Annotated in this window: 16 protein-coding genes and 1 other RNA gene; 3 read left to right on the forward strand and 14 right to left on the reverse strand. The window is 45.2% G+C overall.

The window, feature by feature from the left end:
• Positions 1-37 precede the first annotated feature (37 nt).
• From B1A98_RS05555 to B1A98_RS05570, 4 genes are all read right to left on the reverse strand, one after another.
• Complete coding sequence (locus B1A98_RS05555; protein ID WP_063385485.1) at positions 38-367, reverse strand: LapA family protein; 330 nt, start codon at positions 365-367, stop codon at positions 38-40.
• 19 nt (positions 368-386) lie between these two features.
• On the reverse strand, positions 387-1295 hold the full coding sequence (locus tag B1A98_RS05560) for a cation diffusion facilitator family transporter (protein WP_063385484.1): 909 nt from the start codon (positions 1293-1295) through the stop codon (positions 387-389).
• A gap of 319 nt (positions 1296-1614) precedes the next feature.
• A complete protein-coding gene (gene secDF / locus B1A98_RS05565) occupies positions 1615-3879 on the reverse strand; it encodes a protein translocase subunit SecDF (protein ID WP_063385483.1) in 2265 nt (754 codons plus the stop codon).
• Between the two features lie 140 nt (positions 3880-4019).
• Entirely contained in the window at positions 4020-4334 is a 315-nt protein-coding gene (locus B1A98_RS05570) for a post-transcriptional regulator (RefSeq protein WP_041097460.1), read from the reverse strand.
• 224 nt (positions 4335-4558) lie between these two features.
• Between B1A98_RS05570 and spoVB the strand changes: the two genes are divergently transcribed.
• Positions 4559-6106, forward strand: a complete 1548-nt coding sequence (spoVB, locus tag B1A98_RS05575; protein WP_063385482.1) for a stage V sporulation protein B — start codon at positions 4559-4561, stop codon at positions 6104-6106.
• A 45-nt stretch (positions 6107-6151) separates the two neighbouring features.
• Here spoVB and B1A98_RS05580 read toward each other — a convergent pair whose 3' ends face one another.
• Positions 6152-6796, reverse strand: coding sequence for a DUF421 domain-containing protein (locus B1A98_RS05580; protein ID WP_063385481.1), 645 nt, complete (start codon positions 6794-6796; stop codon positions 6152-6154).
• A 96-nt stretch (positions 6797-6892) separates the two neighbouring features.
• Between B1A98_RS05580 and B1A98_RS05585 the strand changes: the two genes are divergently transcribed.
• Complete coding sequence (locus tag B1A98_RS05585) at positions 6893-7264, forward strand: TIGR04086 family membrane protein (RefSeq protein ID WP_223661877.1); 372 nt, start codon at positions 6893-6895, stop codon at positions 7262-7264.
• Positions 7265-7308: 44 nt separating this feature from the next.
• Here B1A98_RS05585 and yajC read toward each other — a convergent pair whose 3' ends face one another.
• From yajC to B1A98_RS20185, 7 genes are all read right to left on the reverse strand, one after another.
• Positions 7309-7575: a preprotein translocase subunit YajC gene (gene yajC, locus B1A98_RS05590; RefSeq protein ID WP_041097468.1), complete on the reverse strand. Its 267-nt coding sequence runs from the start codon at positions 7573-7575 to the stop codon at positions 7309-7311.
• 27 nt (positions 7576-7602) lie between these two features.
• Entirely contained in the window at positions 7603-8742 is a 1140-nt protein-coding gene (gene tgt, locus B1A98_RS05595) for a tRNA guanosine(34) transglycosylase Tgt (protein WP_063385479.1), read from the reverse strand.
• A gap of 127 nt (positions 8743-8869) precedes the next feature.
• The gene (queA, locus tag B1A98_RS05600; RefSeq protein WP_041098227.1) at positions 8870-9898 is read right to left on the reverse strand and encodes a tRNA preQ1(34) S-adenosylmethionine ribosyltransferase-isomerase QueA; all 1029 of its coding nucleotides are present in this window, start codon (positions 9896-9898) and stop codon (positions 8870-8872) included.
• Positions 9899-9917: 19 nt separating this feature from the next.
• Positions 9918-10124 (reverse strand): DUF2905 domain-containing protein, encoded by a 207-nt coding sequence (locus B1A98_RS05605; protein WP_082028136.1) that lies wholly within the window; start codon positions 10122-10124, stop codon positions 9918-9920.
• The gene (gene ruvB / locus B1A98_RS05610) at positions 10108-11121 is read right to left on the reverse strand and encodes a Holliday junction branch migration DNA helicase RuvB (protein ID WP_063385478.1); all 1014 of its coding nucleotides are present in this window, start codon (positions 11119-11121) and stop codon (positions 10108-10110) included. The genes B1A98_RS05605 and ruvB overlap by 17 nt, the downstream gene beginning before the upstream one ends.
• Before the next feature lie 23 nt (positions 11122-11144).
• Positions 11145-11756, reverse strand: a complete 612-nt coding sequence (gene ruvA / locus B1A98_RS05615) for a Holliday junction branch migration protein RuvA (RefSeq protein ID WP_041097474.1) — start codon at positions 11754-11756, stop codon at positions 11145-11147.
• Positions 11757-12387: 631 nt separating this feature from the next.
• Entirely contained in the window at positions 12388-12609 is a 222-nt protein-coding gene (locus tag B1A98_RS20185) for a hypothetical protein (RefSeq protein WP_063385477.1), read from the reverse strand.
• 125 nt (positions 12610-12734) lie between these two features.
• Here B1A98_RS20185 and ssrS point away from each other — a divergent pair.
• Positions 12735-12920: non-coding RNA, 6S RNA (ssrS, locus tag B1A98_RS05620), on the forward strand.
• Between the two features lie 57 nt (positions 12921-12977).
• Here ssrS and rpmG read toward each other — a convergent pair.
• Positions 12978-13127: a 50S ribosomal protein L33 gene (gene rpmG / locus B1A98_RS05625; protein WP_041097478.1), complete on the reverse strand. Its 150-nt coding sequence runs from the start codon at positions 13125-13127 to the stop codon at positions 12978-12980.
• 25 nt (positions 13128-13152) lie between these two features.
• Positions 13153-14340, reverse strand: coding sequence for a GTP-binding protein (locus tag B1A98_RS05630; RefSeq protein WP_063385476.1), 1188 nt, complete (start codon positions 14338-14340; stop codon positions 13153-13155).
• Positions 14341-14354: the final 14 nt, after the last annotated feature.

Genomic DNA, 14354 nt, shown 5'->3' on the forward strand with positions numbered 1-14354 from the left:
GGAGACATCCTTTCAAATTCTTATCATTTTTGTCTATTTATTGTCCATCAGGGGCTATTCGCTTTACTTGATCTGCAGGGGTGTTTCCCCTTCTTTCTGCCTTTAAATCGTGCAGCTCTTCCTTAAGCTTTTCGATTTGATGAATGAGGACATTGTTTTGCCGCTTTAAGCCAAGCGTGCGAAATAAGCTCAGCAATCCGGAAATCAAACCTCCCATTAATACTGAAACAATGATGACAAGAATAAGCGGCCATTCTGATTGGCCAAACACATAGTTTACCTTCACCGGGTCCACATTGATCACGGCAAATACAGCAACAACCAGGGCAAAAAGAATAACGAGCAGCAAAGCGGATTGTGTTTTCATCTCTCCCCCTCCTTTTCTGTTATTTCTTTCCTTCCGTACTTGGCCGGTCTGGGTTAATATGAATAAACGCATCTTGGACATCAGGAAGCGAGAGCAGCTTGTTCTTTACCTTCTTTCCGATACTGTGTCCCTCTTCTACTGTTATCAAAGGATCTACCGCTATTTTCAAATCTACTACCACATAATGGCCGTGCTCCCTCGCATAAAGGGAATTAATTTGTCTGACATCCGGAACAGATAAGACGGCTTCCCTTAACTCCTTCGTATGCTCATCATGAAGAACATGGTCCATCGTGCTGTGAATAGATTCTCTCCCAACTTTCCAGGCAATCTTCAGAACAAGCAGTGAAACAAGAAGGCCAGCCACAGGATCTCCATAGACAAGCCACTCTATCCCAAGCTTTCCGCCCAGCAGCGCCGCCCCAATTCCAATCAGTGCCGCTACGGAAGAATAGACATCTGAACGATGCTCATATGCATTAGCGATTAATGCATCGCTCTTTAACCTTTTTCCCAATCTATACTTATATTGAAACATTCCTTCTTTAATCACGATAGATAAAAGGACTGCATACACCGCAATCGCTTTCGGCGGTTCAATCGTTTGAAAAAAAGCTTTAATGGAAGAAATTCCGATTTCTATCCCGACAATAACGAGCAAAATTGCTACAATAATAGCCGCGATCGACTCTGCTTTGCCGTGTCCATACGGGTGATCCTCATCCGGCGGACGCTTGGCAGCCCGTAAACCAATCCACACAGCAAGCGAACCGGCTATATCAGAAGCAGAATGGGCTGCGTCCGCAATCAGCGCCCGGCTGTTGCCAATATAGCCGCATATTCCTTTAAATACCGTTAAAAAAATATTCCCGACAATCCCGATGATAGCTGCAAACTCTGCTTTTTTAAATCTTTCCTCTGTCTCCATCTAACGGCCTCCTCCATTTTCTCTGTTATCTATTATGAACAATCTGCAGGAAATTCATGAAAAGTCCTTTGATCAAAAAGAAGTGTTGGCCCATACGTCTCTAAAATAAAAACTGTGAAGAAAATGGTTTGATTTTTCGCGGCTGATTGGAAGGAAGGAGGAGGCTCCTGCGGGAACAGCACGAACGGAAGCTAATAAAGCACGTTTTAGAGAAGAAAAGGGACCGGCCCAAAAAGTCATGTTTTATGACCTTTTGGGACAGTCCCTGAAAGTTCAATGGAAAGCAGCAAGAATAGACGAGATGCTTCCGCTTTTTGGATTACACTTGCGGTTCGTCGCTCCATTGCTTTTTCTCTTTGTAGGTGATAATTGTTCCTTTTTTCTTCAGCTCTTTTTTCTTCCATACGAGCCATAATTGGGCCGCAATAAAGAGGGAAGAATACGTGCCTGAAACCAAGCCGACAAGCAGAGCAATAGAGAAATTGCGGATTGATTCACTGCCGAATAGGAGCAGAGCAATCACTGCGATAACAACCGTTAGAACGGTGTTAACCGAGCGCGTTAACGTTTGGCGCAAGCTCCCGTTCACAATGTCCTCCAGCTCTTTTTCTGTCTTGATTTTGCGCTTTTTCGCCATATTTTCACGCATACGGTCAAACGTAACGATCGTGTCATTAATAGAATAACCGATGATCGTCAGTACAGCCGCAATAAAAGTGATATCGACTTCAAGACGCGTCAAGCTGAAAAAGGCGACAATTAAGAAAGCATCATGAAGCAAGGAAATAATGGCTCCAAGCGCCATATAAATCTCGAAACGAATCGTTACGTATAAAACGATCCCGATAGAAGCAATAATCAGAGCGTACATGGCGTTTTTGGCCAGTTCTTTTCCGATCACCGGTGAAACGGTATTGATATTCGGCTCACTGCCGTATGTTTTAGCGAAGTGCTCTTTGACCTCAGCTATCTTATCTTGAGAAAACGATTCTTTAAAACGGGCCACGCCGATTTCTTTTTTCTCGCCCGAAAGAACGATATCATCAGTAGAAAGCCCGACTTCTTTTAATTCATCTTTGATGACGGCTTCCGTCAGCGGCTCTTTAGCCATGATTTCCAAGCGCGTTCCGCTTGAGAAATCAATTCCTAAATTTAACCTGAATATGCCCAGCACGATCATGCCGGCAATAATGATAACGGCCGAAAAAGCAAAGAACTTGCGGTGATGCTTCACAAAGTCAAAGCGGTCAAAGCGCGTTGGCAAGTCCAGCGTATCATAATTTTCGCTAATATCTTTAATGTCTTGGCGGCGGACTCCAAACCAGCCTGGCTTATCCTTAAGCCAATTACTGTTAACAAACAGTCCGAGCAACAGACGCGATCCCCAAATAGCGGTAATAAAACTGATGAGGATACTGATCATTAGTGTGGTTGCAAAGCCTCTGACCGAGCTTGTCCCGAAATAAAACAGAACAGCGCCGGCTAAAATGGTTGTCAAGTTCGCATCGAGGATCGTCAAGAAAGAGTTCTTATTCCCTTCTTTAAAAGCAGCCCTGATTGAACGGCCGACTTTAATTTCCTCCCGGATCCTCTCATACGTAATGATGTTGGCGTCCACTGCCATGCCGACCCCGAGAATTAACGCGGCGATGCCCGGCAGCGTCAAGACCACATTCATTAAGTCAAACACTAGCAAAATTAAATAAATGTAAACCGACAGAGTGACTGTCGCAATAAGCCCCGGAAGCCGGTAGTATAGCAGCATGAACAAAAAGATGATCGAAATTCCGATGACTCCCGCAAAAATCATCTGATCAAGCGCCTTTTCACCGAATTGTGCACCGACAGAGGTAGAGTACACTTCCTTTAATTTGACCGGAAGCGCGCCGGCTTTTAACAAGGAAGCAAGGTTTTGCGCTTCCTCCACTGTGAAGTTTCCTTCGATTGTCACCTCATTAGTGTTGAACACTTCTCTGACATTCGGAGCGGATAGAAACTTCGGATCTTTTTGCTGTATTTCTTTTTGGAAAGAATCTTTCCCTTCTTCAAAATCCAGCCAGATCACGAGCTGATTGTTTGGCGCCATATTGAGTACATGCTCAGTGACTTCCTTGAATTTCTTGCTGCTTTTCAGCTTCAATGCAACATTCGGCGCCCCTTCTTGGGTGAAAGACTGCTCTGCCCCTCCTGGTGCAAGATCACTTCCATCCATCATGAGCTTATCATTCGCATCACGGAAAGATAAATTCGCTTGCGTTGAAAGCATCTTTCGCGCTTCATTCTGGTCTTCTACACCAGCCAGCTGGACACGAATGCGATTCCCTTCTTCAATCTGAATGCTCGGTTCGCTGACACCGAGAGCATTCACCCGTTTGTCGAGTGCTTTTGCCGTGTCGGCGACAACTTGTTCTGTAATCTTCTGTCCTTCCTTCGCCGGCTTTACTTCATATAAAACTTCAAAGCCGCCTTGAAGGTCGAGCCCGAGTTTTATATTGTTGACAATATCCTTCGTCGTAAGCCCGATTGCGCTTGCGAGCAGCAGCACAATAAGAAAAAAGGCTACGATCCGGCTGCGTTTTACCATTGTACAACTTCCCCCTTAATCCAAATCATCCGCAAACAATGAATACAATGATTTCCAAAATGATGAAAAAAATTCTGGTAAAAGGATACCAGAATTCCTTAACAAAACTATTATGAAGTAGAAAATAATTGCTGTCAATTTTACTTGCCTTTTTTCGTTCCAAGCAACTCCTTCAGCTCTTCCTCGTTCACTTCCTCAAACCAGTTCGTCGATCGGTACGCTTCAATGGTTGCATAATTCATGTACTCTCCCGGCATCATCGACAAAATATCGGCAACCAGTTCATGTACATGTATATCTTCTTCCGGCTTGCGCCATTTTTTTGCCGTTAAATATTTCCACAAAGAAGGAATATCAATGGTTCCGTAATTCAACAGCCGAAACTCCTCAACCTTGCTTTTTAATGCCGGAAGCAAATCTTGAAAATACTTATTGTATGGATGTATTTCCCCCATTTTCCCTTCCCCCTTTTATTTGGATCGCCGAGGCTTTCTCATGATTCTCCCTTTTTCCATTCACTTCTGCACGTGAATAAACTAGAAAGAATAGACATTAGGCTGCTGATGCAACAAAGCGTTTTATATCTAGAAGAATAAATGAACTTGTCATGCTTGCCCGACTAGATAGCATATATATCATTGTAAAGCAATTCATCTATTTTGAGAAGGCAGGGAGACAGATGTCAAAGTTTTTAAAAGGGACACTCGTTTTAATGGCAGCTACACTTATCGTAAAAATACTCGGCTTTGTCAACCGCATTGTAATCGCCCGGCTGATCGGCGAGGAAGGTGTCGGCTTGTACATGATGGTGTTCCCGTCATTCATCCTAGTTGTCACTCTCACACAGATGGGGCTCCCTGTGGCTATATCAAGAAGTGTTGCCGCTGCTGAAGCACGGGGCGACATTGCCAAAATGAAACGAATTTTAGCCGTATCGCTTTCTATTACTCTCTCATTGTCCTTGCTATTTACACCGGCGCTGCTGCTGATGGCTCCTTACCTGTCAAAAACGCTGTTTACCGATCCGCGCACCTATTATCCGCTAATTGCGATTACACCGGCCATTCCGGTTATTGCTGTTTCATCCGTACTGCGCGGTTATTTTCAAGGCCGGCAGAACATGAAACCGGCGGCCTATTCCCAGGTGCTAGAGCAGGTCGTGCGCATTGGCTTAATCGCCTTATTTACCAAGCAAATGCTGCCGCACGGCATTGAGTACGCAGCAGCTGGAGCTATGGCAGCCGCTACTTGCGGGGAACTCATCTCTTTGCTTTATTTGCTGCTGATGTTCCGGTTTAATAAAACGTTTCTGCTTCGCCGCCGCTTTTTCCGGGCGATCCGCACCGGGAAAGAAACAGCTAAAGAACTATTCGAAGTCGCACTTCCGACAACCGGCAGCCGGCTGATCGGTTCGCTCGGATGGTTCTTTGAGCCCATCGTTGTCACCCAAAGCCTGGCTATTGCCGGGGTGACGGCCGTGGTCGCCACCAAGCAGTACGGGGTGCTAACCGGTTATGCCCTTCCGGTGATGTTTTTGCCGTCATTTGTCACATTAGCTTTATCAACCTCTCTTGTTCCGGCTGTCAGTGAGGCTTATGCCAAAAAGCAGTACCGGCTCCTTGAACATCGTGTTCAGGAGGCCTTGCGTTTTTGCCTTGTAACAGGCGGGCTTTCGGTTCTGCTTTTATTTCTGTATGCCGAACCGCTTATGCAATTTATGTATCACTCAACGAATGGCGCTCGTTTTATCGTGCTGATGGCTCCTTTTTTCTTATTTTATTACTATCAAGGACCGCTGCAAGCTGTTTTACAAGCTTTAAACTTAGCAAATGCCGCCATGATTAACAGCTTGATCGGGGTATCTGTAAAGCTTGCCGTCATCTTTATCTTCGCTTCGCAGCCGCAATTTGGCATTTACGGGGCTGCACTCGGCATGGCCGCCAGTATTTTGCTTGTTACTCTTTTGCATTTAGCAACCGTCTTTAAAAAAATTACCCTGACATTAAATGTTCACCAGTATGCTAAATTTTCCTTTGTCATGATAGCTTCTTTTTTTATCAGCCGCTTTCTGAACGGCTTATTTTTAGACAAGGCCGGCTCCTTTACTTATCTTGCTGCCGGCGCAGCTGCATCCGCCCTTTGCTATTTCCTCTTGTCTCTTCTGCTCGGCCTTATTACTAAAAAAGACTTATCGCGGATGCCGCTAATTAAAAGGTTTATTAAGTAAACAGATTCCTTGGATGTTGCCTTGCGCAGAGAACAAACCGCCTGTTCATCGCTCTTTTTCATCAATAAACAGGCGGCCATCATGAAAACTGCAAAACGAGATATCTTTTATGTTTTTATAGCCTCTTTTCTTTAATTCGCGTCTCAGCCATTGTTCCGTTTTGCCGATCATTTGCAAATGCTCAAGGTGAAGATCACCGTCAAGCACAATAGGCAAAGTAAAGGAACCGGCCTTTCCTGTCTTTTCTTTTGGAAGGACGGACAAAGATCCGGATGTTTCTAATATGGCAAATTCGATATCATCAATGTGCCGAATATCCTTTTCGCGCAATTGGAGAAGAAGGTCGTGATAATTATATCGATGCCTTTTCATCGCTTTTTCATCAATTTTCCCATGCTTGATAATAATTTCAGGCTTTCCGTCGATAAACTCACGGAATCTCACGCTTTTGAGGGAGATATAGGCCAGGCTGATTTGGATAATCACGAGAATAAAAATCGGCACAAGCGTATGCATCAACGGATCATTCGGCTGCTCGATCGCAATAACCGCCATTTCGCCAATCATTAAAAACACAACCAGGTCCAAAATACTGAGTTCACCTATTTCCCTGCGGCCCATCAGCCGGAATACAAATAAAATAACGATATATAAAAATATCGCCCGAAAAATGATTGTCCAATAAACCATGGAACTCTCCTTTAGATGAAGTAATGTCATCTTTAGTGTGAGCCTGCGGGAAGAAAACATGAAATCCAAACAATGGAAAGTAAGGAGGACTTTAACGTGAAGACTTTCAGCTATGGAATTATGTATGGAACCATCGTCATTTTTGTCTTTGCTGGTGTGTGCAGCCTTGTCTTTTCTCTTATTTTGCGGTTCAGTTCATTAAATGAAGCAGCCTTGCAGCTCTCCATTACGATCGCTTCATTCCTTGCTCTTTTTATTGGAGGTGTTATTTCCGGGAAACTTTCCGGACAAAAAGGCTGGCTCTCTGGCGGAGCAGCAGGACTTTTGTACAGCCTCATTATGATTCTGTACCAGTATCTTGGCCATAACTCCATGTTCAGCTGGGAGCAGTCTATTTATCACCTCTGCTTTATCCTCACAGCCATGATGGGAGGTGTGCTTGGCGTAAATGTCTCTTCGGGAAAATAAAAAAAAGCAAATCAGCCTTTAGGTTGATTTGCTTTTTTATTTCTTTATTGTGGAACGGCTGCTTTTTCAGATACTTCGCGAATAGCTGAACGGTCATATGTAAGACGGCTGCCATCTCCGCATTTGATCACAACAGTGCCTTCCTCGATTGCATCGATAAATCCGTGCAAACCGCCAATCGTGACAATCTTATCTCCCTTTTGCAAACTGCTTTGCATTTCTGCTACTGCCTTTTGACGCTTTTGCTGCGGGCGGATAAGCAAAAAGTAGAACAAAACAAACATCAACACGAGCATGATAATTGACTGCATAATTTCACCCCTTTCTAAGAAGGATGTTTAGAAGTTCTTCGCGTCAGGACGATTAAAGCCGTAAGCTTCGAAAAACTCTTCTCTAAAATCACCCAAGCGGTCTTCTTTAATCGCTTCTCTTACTTGTTCCATTAATTTTATCAGAAAATATAAGTTATGGTAAGTTGTAAGCCTTATGCCAAACGTTTCATTGCAGCGAATGAGGTGGCGGATATAGGCACGTGAATAATTGCGGCATGTATAACAATCGCAATTTTCATCAAGCGGACCGTAATCCCGCGCATATTTGGCATTTTTCACAACAAGCCGGCCTTCACTTGTCATCAATGTTCCGTTTCTGGCAATTCTTGTCGGCAGTACACAGTCAAACATATCAACCCCGCGAATGGCCCCATCAATTAAAGAATCTGGCGAACCGACTCCCATCAGATAGCGCGGCTTATGCGACGGCAACAGCGGCGTTGTAAATTCAAGGACACGGTTCATCACATCCTTCGGCTCACCTACTGACAAGCCGCCGATGGCATATCCCGGAAAGTCGAGCGAGACTAAATCATTAGCACTTTGGCGGCGCAGCTCTTCATATTCTCCACCCTGCACAATGCCAAACAGCCCTTGATCCTCTGGACGCGCGTGTGCATTCAAACATCTTTCCGCCCATCGAGAAGTTCTTTCGACTGAACGCTTCATATAATCATATTCTGCCGGATACGGCGGACATTCGTCAAATGCCATCATAATATCAGAACCAAGTGCATTCTGAATCTCCATTGCTTTCTCAGGAGACAAAAACAGCTTGTCTCCATTTAAATGGTTGCGAAAATGAACGCCTTCTTCTTCAATCTTGCGGAAATCACTTAAAGAAAACACCTGAAAGCCGCCAGAATCCGTTAAAATAGACCGGTCCCAGTTCATAAATTTATGAAGACCGCCCGCTTCTTTAACGATTTCGTGTCCGGGGCGCAGCCAAAGATGATATGTATTGCTTAAAATAATGTTGGCGCCCATTTCCTTTAGTTCTTCCGGTGACATCGTCTTGACAGTCGCCAATGTTCCTACCGGCATGAAGACAGGCGTTTCAAAGCTTCCGTGCGGTGTATGAACACGGCCGAGACGGGCTCCCGTCTGCTTGCATGTTTTAATTAACTCGTATTTAATTGCTGGCAAATCAATGCCACTCCTTTCTAATATAAAGACGGACACGGCTATAAGCTGCCGCTGATATCCGCTTCTTCACGCCATGAAAGCCAGAAGCTGCAATCATTGAAGCTCCTTGGCTTTCACTCGTGAATGATTATTTAATGAGCATAGCATCCCCGAAGCTGAAAAAGCGATATTTTTCGTCCACCGCTTCATGATACGCCTTCATTACATGCTCTTTGCCGGCAAGGGCGCTGACGAGCATGATTAATGTAGACTTCGGCAAATGAAAGTTGGTAATCATGCCGTCAATGGCTTGAAACGGAAAGCCCGGATAAATAAAAATGTCGGTCCAGCCGCTTGCCGCCTCAATGCGGCCGTCATGATCCCGTGCGACTGTTTCGAGCGTCCGTGTCGATGTCGTACCGACACTGATAATGCGGCCGCCGGCTTCCTTGACTTGCTGAATGAGGCGGGCAGTTCCTTCCGATACATGGTAGAACTCCGCATGCATTTCATGTTCTTCAATCGTATCGACAGACACCGGACGGAATGTGCCTAACCCTACATGCAGCGTTAAAAAGGCCGTATGCACGCCCATTCCTCTAATTTCCTCGAGCAGCTCTTCAGTGAAATGCAGTCCGGCTGTAGGAGCAGCAGCTGATCCCCGTTCCTTAGCAAAAACGGTCTGATAACGGTCCTTTTCCTCCAGCTGCTCTTTAATATACGGCGGCAGAGGCATTTCGCCAAGCTCGTCAAGCACCTCATAAAAAATGCCTTCGTACGAAAACTCGAGCACCCGGCCTCCATGTTCCTTTTCCTCTACACATACAGCCTGGAGCCGGCCATCTCCAAATGTAACCTGGCTGCCGGCTTTTATCCGCTTTGCCGGCTTGACGAGTGTTTCCCAGCGGTCGCCCTCTTCCTGCCTGAGCAGCAGCACTTCTATTTTCGCGCCGGTATCTTCCTTTGTTCCATACAGGCGGGCAGGCAGCACCTTCGTGTCATTTAATACAAGGCAGTCCCCCGGCTGCAAAAACGAAGTAATATTTTTAAATACGTCGTGTGTAATTGCGCCTGTTTTCTTATCAAGCACCATCAGCCGGCTCTCTGTCCGCTCAGCAAGCGGCGTTTGTGCAATTAGTTCTTCAGGCAGATTAAAATCAAATTCCTCTACTTTCACTTTCTTCATCCCTATCTTTTTATTTCCATTTTCCAATAACATAAAAAATGAATGACAGCACAACACTGACAATAATAGACGTCATAATAGGAAAATAAAATGTTGTGTTTCCTTTTTTAAATAGCAGATCACCGGGCAAGCGCCCGATTTTAACGAACTGCATAACAAGGCCGAATACAAATAGGATGACTCCTAGCAGCATCAAGGTCTTACCGATTCCGCTCATTTACCGGAACCTCTATCTGAAAATGATGATACACGAGCTCACTGACGATTCGTCCGCGCGGCGTCCGCTGCAAAAAGCCGATTTGCAGCAAATACGGCTCATACACGTCCTCAATCGTGCCGGCTTCCTCACCGATGCTGGCAGCAATCGTTTCCACACCGACCGGGCCTCCGCGAAAGCGTTCGATAATCGCTTTGAGAAGCTTATGGTCAATATGGTCAAGCCCTCTTCGGTCAACCTGCAGCAGTTCAAGTGCTTCTGCTGCCAATTCGTACGTAATCATTCCATTGCCTCTTACTTGCGCATAGTCACGCACCCGCTTTAAGAGGCGGTTGGCGATTCGCGGTGTACCTCTTGACCGGCGGGCAATTTCTGCGGCACCGGCCGGATCGATGTCCGTATGAAAAATGTCAGCCGTTCTTAGCACCACTTCGCGCAGCTGCTCCTCACTGTAATATTCCAAGCGGCTCAACACACCGAAACGATCACGAAGCGGCGCAGAAAGCGAGCCAGCCCTCGTTGTCGCTCCAATTAACGTAAACGGCGGCAAGTCTAGGCGGACAGAGCGTGCGCTTGGCCCCTTGCCAATCACGATATCCAGACAAAAGTCTTCCATTGCCGGATACAGCACTTCTTCTATCGCGCGAGGCAGCCGGTGAATTTCATCAATAAACAGTACATCTCCCGGTTCAAGTGACGTTAAAACAGCAGCCAAATCCCCAGGTCTCTCAATCGCCGGACCTGCTGTTGTCCGCATTTGCACGCCCATTTCATTGGCGATAACAGCTGCAAGCGTTGTTTTGCCGAGTCCGGGCGGCCCGTATAATAACACATGATCAAGAGTTTCCTGACGCTGCCGGGCAGCCTCGATAAAGATGGCCAAATTGCTTTTCACTTGTTCTTGGCCAATATATTGTTTCAGCGTTTGAGGACGCAGTGACTGTTCCTCGTACAACTCCCCCACTTCAGCCGCTCCGGAAACGATGCGTTCTTCCATCGCACGATCACTCCCTCATTCATTTATCCATTCAGCAACAGCTGCAAGCCTTTTCGGATATATTGATCGGTCGTTAACTGCTCTGCTTGAAGCTTCTTGCTGATCCTTTTAATTTCCTTGGCTGAATATCCAAGAGCCTCCAAAGCAAGGAGCGCCTCTTCCAGCTCGGCACAAGCGGCCGGCTTTTGCCCCATGCCGTCCGGATGAAACAAGTTCGGGAAAAACTCCGGCACAACATCTGCCAATTTCCCCTTTAAGTCAAGGATCATTTGCCGGGCTGTTTTCTTGCCGACCCCGGGAAATTTTGTCAAAAATTTCTCGTCTTCCTGTTCAATGGCCGATACGACCTGCTGAGGTTCGCCGCTTGCGAGCACAGCCAGCGCCCCTTTGGGTCCGATGCCTGATACTGAAATTAACTTTTCAAACAACCGTTTCTCTTCTATAGAAATAAATCCATACAGCGCCAGTACGTCCTCCCGCACATGTTGGTAGACATAGACGGTAACTGTCTGTTGTTCGTATTTTGCAAAGACAAACGGATTAGGTGTTAATATTTGAAAACCGATGCCGCCATTTTCAATAACAATATATTCCGGTCCTACGAACGCTACGCTGCCTTTAATATACTCGTACAAATTAATTCGCTCCCCTACACTGCGCATTACTCCTCATTGTATCATAACATGATTTGTCCGTGAAAAAAACAAAAAGAAACATCTGTTCCTATGCCTGCAGTGCCTCATTAGCCGCTTGCTTTCCTTTGTGAAACTAACTGGATAAATGTGCTGCGGCATTTCTCCTCTGTTTTTTCCTACTATTTTCTCCAAAAAGAGAAAAAAGCAAACAAAAAGACTGTCACCAGGGACAGTCTCAGCCTATAGACAAACGTAATGACAAGGGAAGTTTATCCTCAATCTTTTTACTTTTCTTGCAGATAGGGGCTATTGATTTCCATTCCAGGCGCTTCACTTTCCACAGGAGTCTTCGCGCCTTCCATTTCAATCAACAGAGGTTATAAAAAGAGGCCAGCTGTACAACTTACTTTTGCTGCCATGAACCTTAAGGAAATGGTCTGAATAATGAACTTGGAGAGGTCGGTTATTCTCTCAGATAGCCCGGCATTCACCTAAAAAACAGAAAGGGGGAGTGGAATGAGATCATTCCACTCCCCCTTTGATCGACAAATCAAAACTGTCACTACGGATAGTCTTACGCTATAAATTTGGATGGTCGGTTTCCATTGCAGCATGCTTTATCAGCGGTCCATTAATTAGGAGAAACCATTCCTCCTGCACCTGCAGAGCTGATGTCATCCTCCGCTTGTGTGTTCTTTACCTTTTGATAAGGGCTCTCCGGCTCTGTGTTTTTATTTTTATCGACCGAAACCACTTCAATTCCCTCTTTACTTAATATTTTTTGCAGCCGTTCCGCAAAATCACCGTCCATCTTGCTTTCATCATACTGAAGCTCTGCATTTACTATTTTCATGTTATTCTCCTCGCTTTCCTTAGTGTATAGTTCTTCTTTTCCCGGCTCCTCCTGAGTTAAACGCCAGTCTGACCCACGGTTAGAGCCGCAGTTGCAATTTCCTGAAAAGCCGTGTATAGTGTAAGTATCAGCTGCGTTGTGCGTAACCTTAATAAAGTTTTAACCTTTAAGCTGAAATAGGGAGTTTTAAATTGAAGCTGAAATGTCACGCCTCATTGCTATGAGGACGACAGGAAAGTTTCTGCAAACACCCACTTTATGGAGTGGTGGTTTTAAAACTTCATTAAATGTACGGCAACTGCGGCCTTTTCTTACATAATTCAAGCCGGTTTCCTTTTGGAAACCGGCTTTCTTGTTTATTCTTGGTGTTATTTTGTTTCCCTGTGCAGCGTATGCTTTTTTAAACGAGGGCAGTATTTTTTTAATTCTAAACGCTCTGGATTGTTCCGTTTGTTTTTGGTTGTTATATAATTTCTATCTCCTGTTTCTGTACAAGCTAACGTAATGGTTACTCTCACTTTTCATTCTCCTTTGATTTTATTTTTATTGAACGGCGGCAAAGGGCGGCAGCGGATCTTTGAGCCTGGACCATTCTTCTTGCTGCTCATCCTCTGTTAATAAACAGGCATCCAAGGATTGTTCGATCTCCTCTTTGCTCATGCCGATGCCGATAAATACAAGCTCTGTCAGCCGATCGCCATACTCCTCATGCCATCTCTCCAGCAGTTCAGGCTCTTCGCTGAGTATTTGCTGTTGTTCCTCAGCAGGATAAGCTGCAACCCACTCACCTGCCCCTTGAAGTACAATAGAGGGACCTGCCTGTGATAAGATGCAGGCTATGTTGTTGCGGGAAGCAAGCCAAATAAATCCCTTCGCTCTGACTACGTCTTCGGGCCAGTTCTCAAGCCAGTCCATGAAGCGCTCCGGATGAAACGGAAGCTGCCTCCGGTATACGAAAGACGACAGATTATATTCCTCTGTTTCCGGAATGTGTTCATTATTCAATTCCTTGATCCACCCCGCGCTTTGGCTTGCTTCTTCGAAATCAAACAGCTTCGTATCCAGCACTTGATCAAGCGAAATCTCGCCATGGGCTGTTGAAATGATATCTGCCTGAGGATTTAGCTTTTTCAGAACCGCTTGGAGTTCCAAAGCTTCTTCCCTTTTCACAAGATCTGTCTTGTTCAATATGATTACATTGGCAAACTCAATTTGGTCAATTAACAAGTCCACCACTTCTCTCGTATCCATTTCATCTGCAGCCTCTTTTCGGTCAAGCAAACTTTCGCCTGAAGAAAAGTCAGCCCAAAAACGGTTGGCATCGACTACCGTAACCATCGTATCCAGCCGGCAAAAAGCCGACAAATCAATTCCTAAGGATTCATCCACGTATGTAAATGTCTGAGCGACCGGCACGGGCTCGCTAATTCCTGTTGATTCAATCACGATATAGTCTATATCTCCTGCCTTGGCCAGCTTTTCTACTTCTTTAATTAAATCCTCGCGAAGTGTGCAGCAAATACATCCATTTTGCATTTCTACAAGTTTTTCCTCTGTCCGCGCAAATCCCCCTTGTTTAATGAGCGCAGCATCAATATTAACTTCGCTCATATCATTCACAATGACCGCTACTCTTTTTCCTTCTCTGTTTTTTAAAATATGATTCAGCAACGTTGTTTTGCCAGCGCCTAAATAACCGCTTAACACAGTTACAGGAATTTTGCTCTTCATTCCAACCTCTCCTT

This window comes from Pseudobacillus badius (assembly GCF_002189605.1).
Taxonomy (GTDB): domain Bacteria; phylum Bacillota; class Bacilli; order Bacillales; family Domibacillaceae; genus Pseudobacillus; species Pseudobacillus badius.